Here is a 17,095-nt window from a genome sequence, read left to right on the forward strand (position 1 = left end):
GGAATGAGCAATGAATTTACCGCATAGTATCAGCGCGGTGGCGGCCAGCCTGGCGCTCGCCATCGTCTTGCCGGCGATCGCGCAGCAACCGGTCAGGTCCACCGCGCAGGCGGCAGCCGGCGCGTGCGAAGTCCTGCACTGGGACCGCGCCGGGTTCGACAAGCCTACCCTCAGCATTACGCGTCCCGGCAAATACTGCCTCGACCAGGACTACGAGTTTGCCTGTGCGCCGCTTGCCCATGGTTGCATGGGCCACTTGATCGATATCGGCGCCAGCAACGTCGATGTGGACTTTCGCGGCCATACGCTGCGCGTGTCGGGTACCCGAAGTTTTAGCGGGGTACTGGGTAACGGGCGCAATATCCGCATCCACCATGGCCGCATCGAGGGCGCTGGCAAGGGCATCGTCTTGTCGGACAAAGGCAACTCACCGGTTGGCGCCTATCCCGCCTTGCCGGTCTCGACCACCGACGTGTTTACCGCGACCGGTTTCGTGGTGGAGCACATGCAGTTCAGCGACGTGCGCACGGCGATCATGGTGGGCGGCAGCGGCAACCAGATCCGCGACAACCGCATCGACGCCACGCTTGATAACACGGCTCCCGGTGGTCCGCCGTTTGCCTTGCTCAGCTACGGCCCGGCCGCGCGCATCGAGCGCAACACGTTTCGCCTGAGCGACCTCACACCAGGCTGGAAAGGTTACGCCATGTATCTTCGCTCTGCCAATGGCACGCTGGTAGCCAATAATACGGTGCAGGTGGGCGGCGCCCGCACCGGCACTATCGGCGTGGGCCTGAGCAGCAGTACCGATGTGGTGCTGGAGTCGAACGAGATCGACACGGAAACAGCCACCGAGCTCGACGAACGCAGCAGCGTTCGCCAATGACGGCAGGCGCGCAGCACTACCACGGAGTAAGCCACATGAATTTTCGACGGACGATATGCGCCGCCATGCTGGCGGCAATTGTCACGCCAGTCGTGAGTGCCCAGGAAATAGGGGGCGGCCGCCTGGTGTGGGAGCTGGTGAGCGAAGGCATCAAGCAGCAGCTGGTGCCGCGCGAGATTACCGTACCGGTTCCCGGCGTGCAGCCGGACCTGCGTGCGTGCGAGGTGGTGCAGTGGGAGCCGGATATGCCCGGCAAGCCGGCGCTGGTCATCCGTCATCCTGGCAAATATTGCTTGCAACAAGGGCATGTGTCCGAGTGTCCACCGGCAGCCCGTGACTGTGGCGGCTACCTGATCGAGATCCGCGCCAGCAATGTCGATCTTGATCTTCGCGGCAATATACTGCGCGTGTCCGGCACCCGCGACCGTGGCGGGATCTGGGGCAGCGGCCGGGGTATCCGCATTCACAACGGCCATATCGCCGGGGGCGGCGTCGGCGTCACGCTGGTCGATGGGGGCAGTTCCCCTCTGCCCGACGATGCTGCCAGGCCGGCCAGTCCGGCTGACGGCTCAAGCGGTACCGGCTTCGTGGTGGAGCAAATGCGGTTTACCGACGTGCGCACGGCGATCGAGGTTGGCGGCAGCGGCAACCGGATCCGTGATAACCGTGTCGATGCTGCGCGCGAATAGGCGGCGAGGCATCAATGCTTTTCTTTGGAGCGTCGACATTGCCGGTTGCTGAATACAAAACGCGCTGTGTCTTTGTTTTGTCCGTGGCAATAAGACATGTAGTCACAACGAAAAGGAACACGGCTTAGTCATAGAATTGATCTTACTATTTGAAAAAATTTAACGAACTGGCTGAGTCACTTTTCGGTGAGGGTATCGGAACCGCATAAAATCGGACGAATTGCTTCTGCCTGGCTGGTCGAGGCCTGTGTGTCCGAAGTCATTTAACTAATTTCAATGCTTGGTCACAGGTGCGCCGTGAAGCGCTCGGCGAACAGGATGGCGAATTGGTTTTTCGCGGCGCGCCAGGTGATGGCTGGCATTTTCCAATTTTTCGCGATGTTGCGCAAGGCTAGCCAAATCAGTTTTGTCGCCGCCTCGTCGTTGGGGAAGTGGCCGCGATTCTTGATCACCTTACGCACTTGCATATTTAGCTTTCGATGGCGTTAGTCGTGTACATGATCCGACGCACCTCCACCGGATAGACGAAGAACGGAATCACCTCTTGCCACTGGCGCCGCCAGATCGCGGTTATGGTCGGATACTTCAGTTCCCAAGGGCCGCTGGCAAACGCTTCAAGAGCCCGCTGCGCCTCGTCCTCGGTGGTGGCGCGGTAGATGTTTTCAGGTCGGCGGCAACCAGTTTGGGCTCCTTCCAGCCGACGAATCCCTGGCTATTACGGATCAGGTGCACGATGCAGGTCTGGATCTGCGCTTGCGGGAAAACGCCGTTGATGGCCTGCGGGCCACGAGCTGCGGCTCAAAGCTGCCGTCGCGGTCGCGTGGGATGTCGAGTTCAAGTTTCGTTTCGGCTGCCAGCACCGACTTCTTGCTGCTGCCGTTGCGGTGATTCCGCGTCGGCTCCGGACCACTGCGTTGCTGCGCCAGGTGATGCGTGAGCTCTGCCTGGAGCATTCTTTCTGCAAGCGCTTTTTTCAACTGGCCGAACCGCCCGGCGTCGGTGAACATGGTTTCTCGTTGATGCGCGTGACGGTGCCCATACGTTCGCGCAGGTGCTTGTCGGTGAAGCTGACCGTGAATTCCTATTCGAGTAAGTGACACTTGACGTGCACGGCCTTGGATACAGACTCCCCAGATTTTACGCAACCGGTGCGCAAGCTGTTGATTTTTAACGACGTTCGATTCCGGCTCGGAGCACCAGCCCTCATTTCAGCGGTTCCTTATAAAACGCCATAAGCTCTTGAAAATCAGGGGGTTTATGGCGTTTTTGCTTTGCATCATAGCCAACTTCTGACCGTTAAAAACTACTGATTTCTGCTACGCTTTACGCATGATTTACGCATCCTTTACGCAGGAGGTGCATCATGGAAAGCATCAAGAAATTCGGAGCCGGTTTGGCGCGCATAGGTGGCGATGGCAGGCATACAGCAGTCCAATCATAGGCAAATTACTTTGTGGTAATGCGATTACATCTGGATTTCCATATCAATAAGAGGTGATGGCGCCTTTGGGCTTAGACGGACATGCTGTTAAATCAATATATCCAAACCCACAAAATTTTCAATATATCAATATTGGCAGACGGTTTTGTTATTGGGATTTGGCAGTAAAACCTTTTGCAAATGGATTATGAATTCCTAATTCCTCCAGGCCATCCTGCTATTTACCCCTCCGCCGTGTAGGAGTTTTCGCTATCCGCTCTCGTTGTGTTGTACTGATGGGCGGCAGGCAACGGGCTGGAGGTGGCGACCTATCTTGACGCGCTGAGTAATTTCAAGCATACCTCCTCGTCAAAATCTCTCCCGCTGGGTTAAGCGTCGTTTCACTGTCCGCCGCTGTTTGTTGTTTTTAAAATCTTCATTGGTACACCCACTGGCTGCGGCGGTGAATAGGCGCAATAATTGCTGTGTCAAGAGCGACATCGTAACCCGCGAATTTATAATAAATATTATTAAATAATCACCTATTGGAGGAGTGGCAATGAAGATGTCAAACATGCGTATCGGTATGCGGCTGGGTGGGGGGTTCGGAGCGGTATGCCTGCTCTTGCTGTCGATGCTTATCGTGAGCAATCTGATGATGTCACGCATCAACGCCAGTACGGACGAAATTGTCAATGACAGGTTGCCGAAAATTGAAGCTACCACGCAGATACTCGTCGGAGTCAACGAGGTCGCAATTGCGCTGCGCAACATGATGCTCACTGACGACCTGTCCGATCGCCAGGCACAGGTGCAACGGATCATGGCGACGCGCCAGCTCAACCAGGCGGCCATGGACAAGCTGGAGGCCACTTTAAAAGATCCCAGGGCACGTGAAATGTTCGCCCAGATGAAAATCCAGATTGGTCGCTACCGGCCAGGCCAGGATCGCCTCATTAGCCTGGTCCAGGAAAATCGGCCAGACGATGCCCGCAAATTCTTGACCACCGAATTGCGCCCCATTCTCCAGGACCTTAAACAGGCCACCATCGCGCTGGCAACGCGCCAGAAGGAGTTAAGTGCCAGCACAGCAGCCGCAGCCGCGAGCACCTTCCACAATAGCCAGTTGTTGACGTGGAGCCTCGGCGCGGTGGCGCTGGCGCTGGGAGCAGCCATTGCTTATGCTATTACCGTTTCGATCACGCGTCCCGCCCAGCGGGCGCTGGCTATTGCCCAGACCGTCGCCGCTGGCGACCTTACCAGCCAAATCAATGTCGAGACGACCGACGAGATGGGACAGCTCTTGCTGGCCCTGAAAGCGATGAATGAGAGCCTTGCCGCCACGGTGGGGGCCGTGCGTACTGGTACGGAGACCATTGCCACAGCCGCCAAGGAAGTGGCATCCGGCAGCATGGACCTGTCGTCGCGCACGGAACAACAGGCGAGCTCACTGGAAGAAACTGCGTCGTCCATGGAGGAGCTGACGTCCACGACCAAGCAGAACGCCGACAACGCACGCCAAGCCAATGGCCTGGCGCGCACGGCATCGGACGTGGCCGCACGTGGGGGGGAGGTGATCGAGAAAGTCACCGAGACGATGAACGACATCAATGCTTCCTCGGCCAAGATTGCCGATATCATCAGCGTGATTGACGGTATCGCATTCCAGACCAATATCCTGGCGCTCAACGCGGCAGTCGAGGCAGCACGCGCTGGCGAAGATGGACGCGGCTTTGCGGTCGTAGCGTCCGAGGTCCGGAATCTGGCGCAGCGCTCGGCTTCGGCCGCGCGTGAAATCAAGGAGCTCATTGATGCTTCCACCATCAAGGTGGCCGATGGGAGCGCGCTGGTCAACCAGGCGGGCAATACCATGCGTGAGATTGTCACGAGCGTGCAAAGGGTTACGGACATCATGGCGGAAATCTCGTCTGCGAGCGCCGAACAGACAGCCGGCATCGACCAGATTAACCAGGCGGTGATGCAAATGGATGCGGTCACACAGCAAAACGCAGCGCTGGTGGAGCAGTCTGCCGCCGCATCCGAGTCGATGCAGGAACAATCGGCGGCTTTGGCGCAAGCGGTGGCAGTCTTCCGGTTGACTGCCGATCCCGTTGCCGTTCCCGTGCGCGCAGCGGCCTCGAAGGGGAAGGCCGCCCCGGTGCCGCGTGCGTTGCCTGCCAAGGCCACGACGGCTGCGCCGCGCGCCAAGCCGACCCAGAAGCCGGCGCCTTCCAGCGCCAAACCGATGATGGCCAAAGGCGGGGCTGACGAGTGGGAAGAGTTCTAAGTCCGCTTTTTCTCCCTGTCTACCCGGCCCTGCCAAGCCCGTTGGGGTAACGCGATAGGATAGTTAAGGGAGTGCGGCGATTGCACCGGGTAATGCCGGCCGCACCGCCAGTCAGCTGCCGTTTGCCGATTGGCTCAATGGCTTCACGGTGGGAAAACATCACAAGCGAATCTCTTTGGGATTGAGTGCATATTTTTTATGTAGCGATTTTGAATCGCCCCGGAAATTTAGGAGGCCGTTTGGTGTGAGTCAGGTGACATAGCCTGCTCGGAAAGTTGTCGATAGTAGTTTGCGATGGTCTCGGCCAGGGCGTTGTCATAGCTCTCGCCCTTACTACCAACAGAGGGCTCAACGCCGGCTTCAGCAAGACGCTCGCTGTAGCGGATGCAAACATATTGCGAGCCCCTGTCGCTATGGTGAATTAAGGCGCCGTCGCGCTCAGGCTGACGGGCGTATAGCGCCTGCTCCAAGGCATCCAAGACGAAGTCGGTGCGCATCGAACTGCTGACGCGCCAGCCCACAATGCGTCGGGCAAACACATCAATCACAAACGCCACATAGACAAAGCCTTGCCAGGTCGAGACGTAGGTGAAGTCGGACACCCAGAGTTGATTGGGCCGCTGTGCCTTGAACTGGCGATGGACCCCATACGCTTGGCGGTGCTGATCGATGAACGTTCTCACGACTTGAAACGACGGTCGAGCTCCGCCTGGGCGAAAAACGCGTTGGCCAGGCGTGGAATTTCATTTGCCTTGCGCAGCTCCTTAACTTCTCGCTCCAGCGTTTCGAGGCGCTCGTTCTCGACGGTGGTGGCGCCCTCACGCTGGCCAGTGTCACGCGCACGTTGGCGCACCCAGCGACGCAAAGTTTCGGCGGTACAGCCTATCTTGCCTGCAATGGACGTGATGGCGGCCCACTGCGACTCGTACTCGCTGCCGGCCTCTTGGACCATGCGCACGGCGCGCTCCCTCACTTCAAGGGAATATCGGACTGGTTTTTTATGGTGGCTCCATTTTCTCAAATGTTGGAGCCTCCTTCAAACCCGGGGCGATTCACTTTTCGACCTGCTTTCTCGCCGCTGCGAAGCGGCGCAATGTCATAACGGATGGCCTAGCTTAAGCCCCCCATTCTAGAGTTCAGATCAATATCGATACCGTGTGGCGATTGGAAGACGGGCAATATAACGGTTTCAAGCAACTTTTCTACTTGGTGAAACGCCGCACATAGTGCCCCAATAGTTGTTGTTAAAATTTTACTTCAGGTCGAAATGACGGAAGCCTGGTTGCTTGCATCAATAACGTCAGCGTTTTTCGAGGAGCGTACATGAGCCAGTTCGAGTATCCCAGGCCCCAGTTGGTAAGAGACGGATGGCTGTCCCTCAATGGCGAATGGGATTTCGCTTATGACGACGAACTGCAGTATGGCGGGCCCGATGAGGGCATCAACTGGGAGCATCGCATCCAGGTGCCGTTTGCCCCGGAATCGGCAGCCAGCGGACTTGGCGACCAGAACTTCCACCCGTGCGTGTGGTACCGCCTGAACTTCGACCTGATCCGCGACGGCGAATGCGTGTTGCTGCACTTTGGCGCAGTCGACTATGCCGCCAAGGTATGGCTGAACGGTCGCCTGGTTGCCCAGCACGAAGGCGGCCACACGCCGTTTACGGCCGATATCACCGATGCCCTGGTGACCGGCGCGCCACAGGTGTTGATAGTCCGGGCCGAGGATGATCCGGCCGACTTGCACAAACCGCGCGGCAAACAGGATTGGCTGCGCGAACCCCACTCGATCTGGTACCCGCGCACCACCGGCATCTGGCAGACGGTGTGGATCGAGCAGGTGGCTGCCACCTATATCAAGCAGCTGCGCTGGACGCCGATATTTGACGGCTTTGAAATCGGTTGCGAGGTCCTGGCGGCTGGCAAGCAAAAATCCGGACTGTCGGTGGAGGTCCGGCTCTCGCTCGGCGACAAGGTGCTGGCCGACGATATCTACATGCTTGTTGGACTCGAAGCGAATCGGAAGATCGCCTTGTCCGATCCCGGCATCGATGATTCCCGCAACGAGCTGCTGTGGAGTCCCGAGCGGCCCATCCTCATCGATGCCGAGCTGACGCTGCGCCACGGTGACCGCGTGCTCGATACCGTGCGATCCTACACCGCACTACGCTCGGTATCGCTCAACCGCGACCGCTTCATGCTCAACGGACGGCCGTACCAGCTGCGCCTGGTTCTGGACCAGGGCTACTGGACCGAATCGCTGATGACGGCGCCCAACGACGAAGCGCTGCGCCGCGATGTTGAACTGGCCAAGGCGATGGGGTTCAATGGCGTGCGCAAGCACCAGAAGATCGAAGATCCGCGCTACCTGTACTGGGCCGACAAGCTCGGGTTACTGGTGTGGGAAGAAATGCCTTCCGCCTACGCTTTCAGTCCGCGCGCGGTGACACGGCTGGTCAAGGAGTGGACCGAGGCCATAGAGCGCGATTACAGCCATCCCTGCGTGATCGTCTGGGTGCCATTTAACGAATCGTGGGGTGTGCCCAATCTTACGGCCATGCAAGCACATCGTAACGCCGTCGAGGCCTTGTACCATCTGACGCGGGTGCTGGACGCCACGCGCCCGGTGATTGGCAACGATGGCTGGGAAGCTGCCGCCACCGATATTCTCGGCATCCACGATTACGATGGAGAGCCGCAGCGCCTGCGCGCGCGCTACGAAAGCCAGGAGTCGCAAACGCTGTTCGACCGGCGTCGCCCTGGCGGCCGGATACTGACACTGGACGGCTTCCCGCACAGGGGACAACCGATCGTGCTGACCGAATTTGGCGGCATCGCGTATGACCCCAAGGCGCCATCGCATCACACCTGGGGCTACTCGCGCACCAACACCGCCGAAGCATTCGAAGGCATGTACCGCGAACTGCTCAAGGTCGTCAACGAGACGCCGATGTTCAGCGGCTTCTGCTACACGCAGTTTGCCGACACCTTCCAGGAGACCAATGGCTTGCTCAATGCAGACCGCACCCCAAAGATTCCGCTTGAACAGATCAACAGCGCTACCCGTAATGCAGGACGCTGACGCCCGCGGTCTACTGCACCGCTAACCACCGGCTCGCAAGAGCCCGCCAAGGAGAGTCTCATGCAAACCGTAATCGTTTTCTGTCACCTGCGTTGGGACTTCGTTTATCAGCGGCCGCAGCAGCTGCTCACGCGTCTCGCCGAACACTACAAGGTGCTGTTCATCGAAGAACCGCTGTTCGATACGGCCGCGCCGCACCTGCACGCTTATAGCCCTGCACCTAATCTGACCGTGTACCAGCCTCACACCCCGGTGCAGGCCCCCGGGTTCCATGACGAACAGATGCCAGTCCTGCAATCGCTGCTGGCCAACCTGGTACCGCCTGATGACGATCCGATCGTGTGGTTCTACACCCCGATGGCGCTGCCGTTGCTGGCGCAGCAGCATCCGTCACTGGTGGTGTACGACTGCATGGACGAACTCTCGGCGTTCAAGAATCCGCCTCCCGAACTGCTGCAGCGCGAGGCGGCGCTGCTGGCAGTTGCCGATCTCGTATTTACCGGCGGGCCCAGCCTGTACGAAGCAAAGCGCAACCGGCACGCCAATGCCTACTGCTTTCCCAGCAGCGTCGATGCAGCGCACTTTCAACGTTCGCTCGACCGTAGCGACGTCCATCCCCTGCAGCAGCACATCCGCAGGCCGCGCCTGGGTTTCTACGGTGTCATCGATGAACGGTTCGACACCGGCCTGATCGCAGCCATTGCCGATGCGCATCCGGATTGGCAAGTCGTACTTGTCGGACCGGTCGTCAAGATCGACGCGGCGGACCTTCCCGTGCGCCCCAACATCCACTACCTCGGGCAGCATTCGTACCAGGTGTTGCCGCAATTTCTGGCGGGTTGGGACGTGTGCCTGTTGCCCTTCGCGCTGAACGAGTCGACCCGCTTCATCAGCCCGACCAAGGTATTGGAGTACATGGCCGCATCGCTACCCATCGTCAGCACCGCCATCACCGATGTCGAGCAGCCGTATGGCCATGTGGTTGCCATCGGCCACGACCACGCCGAGTTCATCGCCCATTGCGAAAAAGCGTTGTGCCAGACCGGCGAGCGAACTGGCGCGATGGCGCAACAGATGCGGGCAATTATTGCGGCGACGTCCTGGGACGCCACGGCAGAACATATGCGCGAGTTGCTTGAACACGCCACTGCCGAACGCGTGGCCGGCTCGCGGCATGACGTGCCGCCGGTGGAGTCGGCAGTACTTGCGGGCAAAACCGGCGCCCACGAACTCGATGCAGAACGCGCCCTCGTTCAGCGGCCCGAACTGGTAGCGTGAACCACCGCCGGGCGGCTGACGCGGCCGCGTTCGCTGCCCGGCTCGAACCGGCCGCGGCCGCAGTTAATAACCCACACGTTGCGGGAGACCAGATGAAACCTATCGCCATTGTCGGTGCAGGATTTTCCGGGGCCGTGATTGCCCACCAGTTGGCGCAAGCCGGCCATACCGTCCAGGTGTTCGAGGCACGGCCTCACGTGGGCGGCAACTGCCACTCCGAACGCGATGCCGAGACCGGCGTCATGCTGCACGTGTACGGCCCGCATATTTTTCACACCGATAATGAGCGGGCATGGGAATTCGTCAACCGCTTTAGCGAGTTCAAGCCGTATGTGAACCGGGTGAAGGCGATTACGGGCGACCGGGTCTACACCTTGCCGATCAACCTGTTGACCATCAACCAGTTCTTCGGCAAGACTTTCCGCCCTGCTGAGGCCGCCGAGTTTCTGGCGGCCCTCGGTGACAAAACCATCGATAATCCGCAGACCTTCGAAGAACAGGCGCTGCGCTTTGTCGGCCGCGAGCTGTATGAGGCGTTTTTCAAAACCTACACGATCAAGCAATGGGGGCTGTCGCCCAGTGAACTGCCGGCAAGCATCCTGAAACGCTTACCTGTGCGCTTCAATTACGACGATAACTATTTCAGCCACAAGTACCAGGGCATGCCGGTGAACGGCTACACGGCGCTGGTCCAGAAGATGCTCGATGTGCCGGGCGTCAGCGTGTACCTCGGCACACCGTTCGACCCGGTATCGAAAAACGATTTCGAGCATGTTTTCTACGCCGGCCCCATCGACGCGTGGTTTGGTCATTCGGAGGGTCGTCTGCCATATCGAACCCTGGACTTCGAGGTGTTCCGCGACCGTGGCGACTACCAGGGTAACGCCGTGGTCAATTATTGCGACGCTGCCCAGCCATATACGCGGATTACCGAGCACAAACATTTCTCGCCGTGGGAGCAGCACGAAGGCACGATCCTGTACAAGGAATACAGCCGGCAATGCGAGGACAACGATATTGCGTACTATCCGATCCGCCTGGCGCGCGACAAGGAGCAGCTCGAACGATATGTCGCAATCGCCAGGCAGGAGCGCAACGTCACCTTCGTCGGGCGGCTTGGCACCTACCGCTATCTGGACATGGATGTCACCATCCACGAGGCACTGATCACCGCCGACAGGTTCCTGGCCAGTGCGGATGACCGCGTTGCCATGCCTGCATTCGTCATCGACCCACTGACGTAGCGCCTTGCCGCCGTTCGTGCTCCGACCGCTTCTTGCAAGGGACTCCGCATGCAGATTTTCCGGAACAAATCAGTGACGCAGCCGCTGGCCTTATGGGGCGGCATCGAATGCACGGTCAACCGCGTCGGCGATCGGTATTTCGACCAGGCCGCGCAGAGCGGCCACGAGTCCCGCCCCGACGACATCGAACTATTGCATACCACAGGCCTGTCGGCACTGCGGTATCCTGTATTGTGGGAGCGCGTTGCGCCCGATGGTCTCGACCAGGCCGACTGGTCGGTGGTCGACGTGCCGCTGGCGGCCTGTCGCGAACGCGGTATCACCGTGATCGCGGGCCTGGTGCACCACGGCAGCGGGCCGCGCAATACGAGTCTGATCGACGCCGGTTTTGCACCTGCACTGGCTGCCTATGCGGGTGCCGTTGCCGCACGCTATCCCTGGATAGACCATTACACGCCGGTCAACGAACCGCTGACCACGGCGCGCTTTAGCACCTTGTATGGATTGTGGTACCCACACGCCTCCAGCGACCGCGCATTTGTCACCGCCGTGCTGAACCAGGCGCGCGCCACGGTATTGGCTATGCAGGCCGTGCGCAGCGTCAACCCGTCCGCGAAACTGGTGCAAACCGACGACCTCGGTAAAACCTGGGGCACGGTCGAGATGGCAGCGGTGACGGAGTTTTACAACGACAGGCGCTGGCTGGCGTGGGACCTGTTGTGCGGCAAGGTCGATCAGCGCCATTCTCTGTGGGCGTACCTGCTCAAGCACGGCGCCACCGCTGCCGATCTACTGTGGTTCCGCGAACACCCGTGCCCGCCCGACATCATCGGCGTCAATTATTACGTCACCAGCGAGCGCTGGCTTGATCACCGTGTCGAACGATATCCGCACCTGCGCCCCGGCCTGATCGATGGCCAGCCCTGTATCGATACCGAAGCGGCGCGGGTGGCCGAAGCACCGCAGGCGCATCTGGCGCCGTTGTTGATCGAAGCCTGGCACCGCTATGGTTTGCCGATCGCCATCACGGAGGCGCACATTCATGCTGGCCGTGAAGACCAGCTGCGCTGGATGGCGGAAATCTGGGACGCTGCCCTGGCGGCCCAGGCCGCAGGCGTCGACATGCAGGCGGTCACGGCCTGGGCGCTGCTGGGCTCGTTTGACTGGGACAGCCTGGTCACGCGCCAGGCGGGCCACTATGAATCAGGCGCTTTCGACATTCGTGGCGGCAAACCGCGCCCCACCGCCGTGGCCCGACTGCTGCAACAGGTCGCCGCCGGTGATAGCCTTTCGCATCCAGCAGCCCTGGGGCTGGGCTGGTGGCGGCGCCCCACGCGCTATCATCCGGGCCGGCGCAGTGCCTTGCGACAGAGTATAGCGGCGGCCCCTGCGGCACCGGATGCCGCCATGCGTGCACCGTTGCTGATCTCCGGCGCAAACGGCACGTTGGGCCGCGCTTTCGCCCGGATCTGTACCGAGCGCAACCTTGCGTTCAGGCTGGTCAGCCGGGACGAGATGGACATCACCGACCCCGACTCGGTCGAGCGCGCACTCCAGCGCTACCAGCCGTGGGCATTGATCAATGCCAGCGGCTATGTTCGCGTTGACGATGCAGAGCGCGATGCCGAACGATGTTTTCGCGAGAACGCCCATGGCCCGCATGTACTGGCCATGGCATGTGCCCGCCATCGCATCCATCTGACTACCTTCTCCAGTGACCTGGTGTTCGATGGCCGGGCAGGGCAACCGTATGTCGAAACCGATGACATCTCGCCCATCAACGTCTATGGACGCAGCAAGGCTGACGGCGAGCAGGCGGTTCTGGGCCTGTTGTCTAATGCCCTGGTCATACGCACCAGCAGCTTTTTCGGCCCATGGGACAAGTACAATTTCGTGCATCGCGCGCTGGGGGCGCTGGAAGCAGGGCAGGCATTCGGCGCTCCCGGTGACCTCATCATCACGCCCACCTATGTCCCCGACTTGGTCGATACGTGCCTGAACCTGGTCGTTGACGGCGAGCGCGGAATCTGGCATCTCACCAACGGATGCGTGGTTTCATGGTTCGCGCTGGCACGCAGGGCGGCCGTGCATGCGAGGATGGACCCCACGGCCTTGTACGAACAGAAATCTTCCGACTGCAATTACATTGCCAGGCGGCCCGCCAATAGCGCGCTGCGCAGTCACCGCGCCGTGCTGCTGCCCACACTTGATAACGCATTGACCCGGTTCATGGCGCAGCGCACCGATCATCTCTCTGGCATCGAAGCGATCAGCGGCTGACTTCCTAAATGCCTTCAAGGCATATGTCATGCCCAATGGGCAGATCGCACTGGCCAGGAAACCTGATTACCTCGACTGCGCTACCGTGGAACTGGCATCGCTGGTCGAGGCGCTGCGGATTGCGATCACTGGAAAGTCATGGCGAGACGTCCTGTGCATGCTGCAGAATAAGAAGCTATCGCTGGCGAAACACCTGGCGTATTGGAAGCATTTTGCCATCATGGTACGGCAGGGATACGCCAGACAGGCTGACGCATCAGCCGGCATTTCAGCTTCCTGATGAACCAGCGTAACTGATTCAGCCAGCTGCCAGCCTTTCCCTTACTGCCTTCACGCTGACGCCGGCTTCTTTCACCAGTTGTTGTAAGCGGTCTTTCGTCACGCCCAGTTCCCCGGTCCAATAAGCCACCTCGTGCGGTTCATTGACATTGATTCGGGTGCGATCCTGCACTCCGGTTTTCGTTAAATCGTCACTCATGTCGTTCTCCTTTGTGTTGACTTCAATAATTTCACGATCGAGGTGCTTTCTCTGTTAATCGTCTAACGCCCGGTCTTGAAAGGCCAGATATCAGTGTTTACAGTCCCGCTTTCGAACTGCGCGCGTCGGGTTGCCGTTTTTCGATATGGTTGTATGCCAGGCCGGTTTGCCGTCCTCGCAGCCGCAAGCAGTGGGCCGGATGGCATACCGGTGCTGGGGCCAGCGCTCGAGAGGAGGCAGGGTCCTTCCCATTTATAACGAATGCAGAAATGGCTCTTATGACGAACACTTCGCGACGTGTCAAACGGATCAGTCTCGGGCTCCAGGGCGCTGGAACTTATGGTGCATTTACGTGGGGCGTACTCGACAGATTACTGGACGAAGACGATTTGAAGATCGACAGTATCAGCGGCAGCAGCTCGGGCGCAGTCAATGCCGTCGTGATGGCCGATGGGTACGCTTTCGGCGGCGGACGAAGGGGGTCGCAGCAGGCGCTCAGGCGCTTCTGGACGGCGCTGGGACGGACCATGTCCCTGAGTCCAATGGCCCGCACGCCGCTTGACAGGGTGGCCGGGAACTGGACACTGGAATATTCCCCGGTCTATCATCTGCTGGAGATGGCCGCAGCTTTTCATGGCCCGGTACTGGAGACGCCTGTCAGTCAAAACCCTTTACGTAACGTGTTGAGCGCATTGGTCGATTTCGACCGTGTGCGCCGCTGCGAAGAGCTGCAATTGTTTGTCGGCGCAACCAATGTACGTACCGGTGGCGGCCACGTCTTTATCCGCAAAGAGCTGGACCCGCAGCGCGTGCTGGCGTCCGCGTGCTTGCCTACGGTGTTCGCCGCTGTTGAGGTCGACGGCGAAACGTATTGGGATGGCAGCTTTACGGCCAATCCTCCGCTGGCGCCATTTCTGCAACTGGGGGCAAACGACGTTATCGTGGTACAGAACAACCCGGTCTCGCGGTCACAGATACCGCGCAGCATGGCCGACATCGGCAATCGCGCCAACGAGATCGCATTTAATATCAGCTTTTTACGCGAGCTGACCACCTTACAAAACGGTCTTGGCATTCCGGACGAAATGAACGGCAACAAGATGGTGCCGGGCGCGCCGCGCGTGCACCTGATCACCGGGCTCGATTCGCTGTCCGACTACAGTATTTCCAGCAAACTTAACGGTGAATTATCGTTTTTGCTGCACTTGCATGAACTGGGCGCCGCCACGGCCGATACGTGGCTGGGCCAGCACCGTGATGCGATCGGAGGCTAATTGTTGTAGTCCAATCATCTCGGACACTTCGTTAGCGTAAGCCAATCTGCAATCAAACTGATGTGCTCGCCCCCGTGCTCTGCCAAGCCTTCGATACGCAGATAGCCACTCTAACTCCACTATCAGTGTGTCTAAGTTTTCCGAGAAATTTACATAGTTATTTATTGCTAACTTTTTCGAAAGTCGGTACGATTTCCACATCGACTCTTTAGTCTTCATCGTGATCATTTCTTCTTTATTTCCTTCGGAAGATTGCCCGTCAAGTGTCCCACCGTCTCTCGACGCACTTGAGGAAGCCGTGTTCGCCTGGATGAAAACACCTGCCGCATGGGACGAGCGCAAGCACCCAACCATTGTTCAATTCCTTCGAGATATCCGGCGGCACACAATTGGGATCTGCGGCGCCGGGGATGTCTCACTGACGATTCTGAATCTGGAACTCGATCGGCTTGCCAAAAAGGTCTGCTGCACGGATGTTGACGCAAGGATCGATGACTTGCGCCACGCTTTATCGAGCCTGCATCTTGTTCCTCAAGTCAGAGCAGCGAAAGCAGGCAGCGAGCCTGTCGGTGAAAACAAATTATCAGCTCCGGGTGGCTGTACGGTAAGTACCGGGGAGCAGGAAATAGCGAGGCCGAACATGTCGCAACTGGCGGTGGGGGACTTGGTGACACTTGAGGATAATGAATGCGAAATGCTGGTAGTGGGAAGTGCAGATGAAGTGACGCAGCCGACCTGCAGTCCGTCAACCTGGTTTTGCGTCTGGGAGTGCGATCACCGCATGTTCGAGGAGGTGTTTGCGGAGGATATGTTGCGTCTGCTGCGAAAGGAGCGTCGACGAATTCCGAGGCCCTCCGATGCTGTCTTCCCCGGCCACGGCACCGGAACGAGGAAAAGCTGAAAGGATATCGCTTGGCTTGCATCCGGTCCAGCCGCTTGCATCCTGGTGCGCGGCTCCTCATGCGTACGAAACGGTAGGGAATGTGCGCCCATGTCGCCTGGGCTGGTGGTGGCCGAAGAAGCCTGCAGTTGTGATGAGTGAGGAAGCTAACCAACTCACCGCTCAATGCGAGGCATCATCAGAACCTCCTTCACCGTTCGGTCGGTTTTCCAGGTGCGCTGGCCGTGATCGCGAAGGCATATCAACAGTCTTTTATCGAGGGGATGCCTATGCCAACCGGTGCAAATCCAAAGCGCGAACGCGAGTATAAAAAGCTCGAGCGCAAGTTCAAGAAGGAGGGGCGCTATGCGGGAAGGGAAGACGAGGTGGCCGCGCGCATTGTGAATAAACAGCGCGCCCAGACTGGTGAAGCGAAACATAGCCACAGGGCGCCGCAGCGCTCGGCGTCGCGCCGCAAGAGCCGGGGCGCCCGGTCGGCTTCGCGTCGCGGGAAGTCGTGAGTCAGCCTGTAGGCCAGGGGGCGGCCGTGCGTCGGTCGGCTTGATCCGGGAGAATTGTAGTTGGAGAGAAACTCGCTAAAAGATCAGTTGCGCAATGTGCTGGAGGAGGCGCGGATGGTGCTGCCGGGCATACAGGCGCTGTTTGGCTTTCAGACCGTGGCGGTGTTCAATCAGGCGTTTTCAGAGCTGCCATCGGCGACCCAAGCGGTGCACCTGGTGGCGCTGCTGTCGGTGGTGTCGGCGATTGCGCTGGTCATGATGCCCGCCGCCTGGCACCGGATCGTGGAGCCGCATCGCGTATCGACCACCACCGTTTCACTTGCCTCCCGGTTGATCTGCGCCGCGCTGCTTCCTCTTGCTGTCGGGTTGGCGCTTGATATTTATGTCGTGGTCTTCGCCGTTACGCGGTCGACTGCTGTCGCTGTGTCCGTGGCGGTGACTACCGCGACGGTCCTGATTGGTCTGTGGTTTGCCATCCCTTTCCTGCGACGTTCCTTCGATCACGACGGTCAGCCCTCCTGACGGCTTTCTAGGCCGGGCACTTGCAACGGGCTGGCAGAGCGCGCTCATGGACAGTCCGACACGTCGTTTCAGCCAGCCGGGTCTTGGTGGTCTGCCGTACAGAGCTCGTGCCATTTGTTCTTCAAACTCGGTGACCAGAGAGGCCCAAACCCGGAACCAATTGCGACCTGGCCTCTGCCAAGCGTACCGGTGTGGCCAACCCTGCGAACGTTCATGCGACGCTGAAAACGATGTTTCAGCCGTCGAGGACGCAGA

Annotated in this window: 13 protein-coding genes, 2 pseudogenes and 1 other annotated feature; of the genes and pseudogenes, 12 read left to right on the forward strand and 3 right to left on the reverse strand. The window is 59.3% G+C overall.

Features of this window, described 5'->3' with window-relative positions:
- Positions 1–10 precede the first annotated feature (10 nt).
- Both SR858_RS09790 and SR858_RS09795 read left to right on the forward strand, forming a co-directional pair.
- Positions 11–886, forward strand: a complete 876-nt coding sequence (locus tag SR858_RS09790; protein ID WP_019920594.1) for a right-handed parallel beta-helix repeat-containing protein — start codon at positions 11–13, stop codon at positions 884–886.
- A 35-nt stretch (positions 887–921) separates the two neighbouring features.
- Positions 922–1,575 (forward strand): right-handed parallel beta-helix repeat-containing protein, encoded by a 654-nt coding sequence (locus tag SR858_RS09795; RefSeq protein ID WP_154819779.1) that lies wholly within the window; start codon positions 922–924, stop codon positions 1,573–1,575.
- A gap of 284 nt (positions 1,576–1,859) precedes the next feature.
- Here the strand turns inward: SR858_RS09795 and SR858_RS09800 are convergent.
- Positions 1,860–2,588, reverse strand: a pseudogene (locus SR858_RS09800) (transposase); the annotation flags it as partial.
- A 966-nt stretch (positions 2,589–3,554) separates the two neighbouring features.
- On the opposite strand from SR858_RS09800, the gene SR858_RS09805 reads away from it, so the two are divergent.
- Positions 3,555–5,282, forward strand: a complete 1,728-nt coding sequence (locus SR858_RS09805) for a methyl-accepting chemotaxis protein (RefSeq protein ID WP_019920598.1) — start codon at positions 3,555–3,557, stop codon at positions 5,280–5,282.
- 278 nt (positions 5,283–5,560) lie between these two features.
- Here the strand turns inward: SR858_RS09805 and SR858_RS09810 are convergent.
- Positions 5,561–6,234, reverse strand: a pseudogene (locus SR858_RS09810) (IS3 family transposase); the annotation flags it as partial.
- Positions 5,916–6,007: a sequence feature (AL1L pseudoknot), on the reverse strand. It overlaps the preceding pseudogene by 92 nt.
- A 371-nt stretch (positions 6,235–6,605) precedes the next feature.
- Between SR858_RS09810 and SR858_RS09815 the strand changes: the two are divergent.
- The 5 genes from SR858_RS09815 to SR858_RS09835 all read left to right on the forward strand — a co-directional run bounded on the left by SR858_RS09815 (position 6,606) and on the right by SR858_RS09835 (position 13,445).
- The gene (locus tag SR858_RS09815) at positions 6,606–8,363 is read left to right on the forward strand and encodes a glycoside hydrolase family 2 protein (RefSeq protein ID WP_019920601.1); all 1,758 of its coding nucleotides are present in this window, start codon (positions 6,606–6,608) and stop codon (positions 8,361–8,363) included.
- Between the two features lie 60 nt (positions 8,364–8,423).
- Complete coding sequence (locus SR858_RS09820) at positions 8,424–9,641, forward strand: glycosyltransferase (RefSeq protein WP_019920602.1); 1,218 nt, start codon at positions 8,424–8,426, stop codon at positions 9,639–9,641.
- A 92-nt stretch (positions 9,642–9,733) separates the two neighbouring features.
- Positions 9,734–10,885: a UDP-galactopyranose mutase gene (gene glf, locus SR858_RS09825; RefSeq protein ID WP_019920603.1), complete on the forward strand. Its 1,152-nt coding sequence runs from the start codon at positions 9,734–9,736 to the stop codon at positions 10,883–10,885.
- Positions 10,886–10,933: 48 nt separating this feature from the next.
- A complete protein-coding gene (locus SR858_RS09830; RefSeq protein WP_019920604.1) occupies positions 10,934–13,165 on the forward strand; it encodes a family 1 glycosylhydrolase in 2,232 nt (743 codons plus the stop codon).
- A 28-nt stretch (positions 13,166–13,193) separates the two neighbouring features.
- Positions 13,194–13,445, forward strand: coding sequence for a hypothetical protein (locus SR858_RS09835; RefSeq protein ID WP_019920605.1), 252 nt, complete (start codon positions 13,194–13,196; stop codon positions 13,443–13,445).
- 18 nt (positions 13,446–13,463) lie between these two features.
- Here SR858_RS09835 and SR858_RS09840 read toward each other — a convergent pair whose 3' ends face one another.
- The gene (locus SR858_RS09840) at positions 13,464–13,643 is read right to left on the reverse strand and encodes a DUF3606 domain-containing protein (protein ID WP_019920606.1); all 180 of its coding nucleotides are present in this window, start codon (positions 13,641–13,643) and stop codon (positions 13,464–13,466) included.
- Positions 13,644–13,921: 278 nt separating this feature from the next.
- Between SR858_RS09840 and SR858_RS09845 the strand changes: the two genes are divergently transcribed.
- The 4 genes from SR858_RS09845 (at position 13,922) to SR858_RS09860 (ending at position 16,840) form a co-directional block, all read left to right on the forward strand.
- Positions 13,922–14,917 carry a patatin-like phospholipase family protein gene (locus SR858_RS09845; RefSeq protein WP_051120279.1) on the forward strand — a complete coding sequence of 332 codons (996 nt, stop codon included), beginning with the start codon at positions 13,922–13,924 and terminating at the stop codon, positions 14,915–14,917.
- Positions 14,918–15,227: 310 nt separating this feature from the next.
- Positions 15,228–15,818, forward strand: a complete 591-nt coding sequence (locus tag SR858_RS09850) for a hypothetical protein (protein WP_322534539.1) — start codon at positions 15,228–15,230, stop codon at positions 15,816–15,818.
- Positions 15,819–16,087: 269 nt separating this feature from the next.
- Complete coding sequence (locus tag SR858_RS09855; protein ID WP_084669905.1) at positions 16,088–16,318, forward strand: hypothetical protein; 231 nt, start codon at positions 16,088–16,090, stop codon at positions 16,316–16,318.
- Between the two features lie 60 nt (positions 16,319–16,378).
- The gene (locus SR858_RS09860) at positions 16,379–16,840 is read left to right on the forward strand and encodes a DUF6328 family protein (RefSeq protein ID WP_026637062.1); all 462 of its coding nucleotides are present in this window, start codon (positions 16,379–16,381) and stop codon (positions 16,838–16,840) included.
- Positions 16,841–17,095 lie beyond the last annotated feature (255 nt).

It is taken from the genome of Duganella zoogloeoides (genome assembly GCF_034479515.1).
GTDB lineage: Bacteria > Pseudomonadota > Gammaproteobacteria > Burkholderiales > Burkholderiaceae_D > Rugamonas > Rugamonas zoogloeoides.

What these genes read in the sequence shown, in the direction of transcription:
- SR858_RS09790 (WP_019920594.1), top strand. Translation starts at nt 11, where the DNA reads ATGAATTTACCGCATAGTATCAGCGCGGTGGCGGCCAGCCTGGCGCTC.
- SR858_RS09795 (WP_154819779.1), top strand. Translation starts at nt 922, where the DNA reads ATGAATTTTCGACGGACGATATGCGCCGCCATGCTGGCGGCAATTGTC.
- SR858_RS09805 (WP_019920598.1), top strand. Translation starts at nt 3,555, where the DNA reads ATGAAGATGTCAAACATGCGTATCGGTATGCGGCTGGGTGGGGGGTTC.
- SR858_RS09815 (WP_019920601.1), top strand. Translation starts at nt 6,606, where the DNA reads ATGAGCCAGTTCGAGTATCCCAGGCCCCAGTTGGTAAGAGACGGATGG.
- SR858_RS09820 (WP_019920602.1), top strand. Translation starts at nt 8,424, where the DNA reads ATGCAAACCGTAATCGTTTTCTGTCACCTGCGTTGGGACTTCGTTTAT.
- glf (WP_019920603.1), top strand. Translation starts at nt 9,734, where the DNA reads ATGAAACCTATCGCCATTGTCGGTGCAGGATTTTCCGGGGCCGTGATT.
- SR858_RS09830 (WP_019920604.1), top strand. Translation starts at nt 10,934, where the DNA reads ATGCAGATTTTCCGGAACAAATCAGTGACGCAGCCGCTGGCCTTATGG.
- SR858_RS09835 (WP_019920605.1), top strand. Translation starts at nt 13,194, where the DNA reads ATGCCCAATGGGCAGATCGCACTGGCCAGGAAACCTGATTACCTCGAC.
- SR858_RS09840 (WP_019920606.1), bottom strand. Translation starts at nt 13,643, where the DNA reads ATGAGTGACGATTTAACGAAAACCGGAGTGCAGGATCGCACCCGAATC.
- SR858_RS09845 (WP_051120279.1), top strand. Translation starts at nt 13,922, where the DNA reads ATGACGAACACTTCGCGACGTGTCAAACGGATCAGTCTCGGGCTCCAG.
- SR858_RS09850 (WP_322534539.1), top strand. Translation starts at nt 15,228, where the DNA reads ATGAAAACACCTGCCGCATGGGACGAGCGCAAGCACCCAACCATTGTT.
- SR858_RS09855 (WP_084669905.1), top strand. Translation starts at nt 16,088, where the DNA reads ATGCCAACCGGTGCAAATCCAAAGCGCGAACGCGAGTATAAAAAGCTC.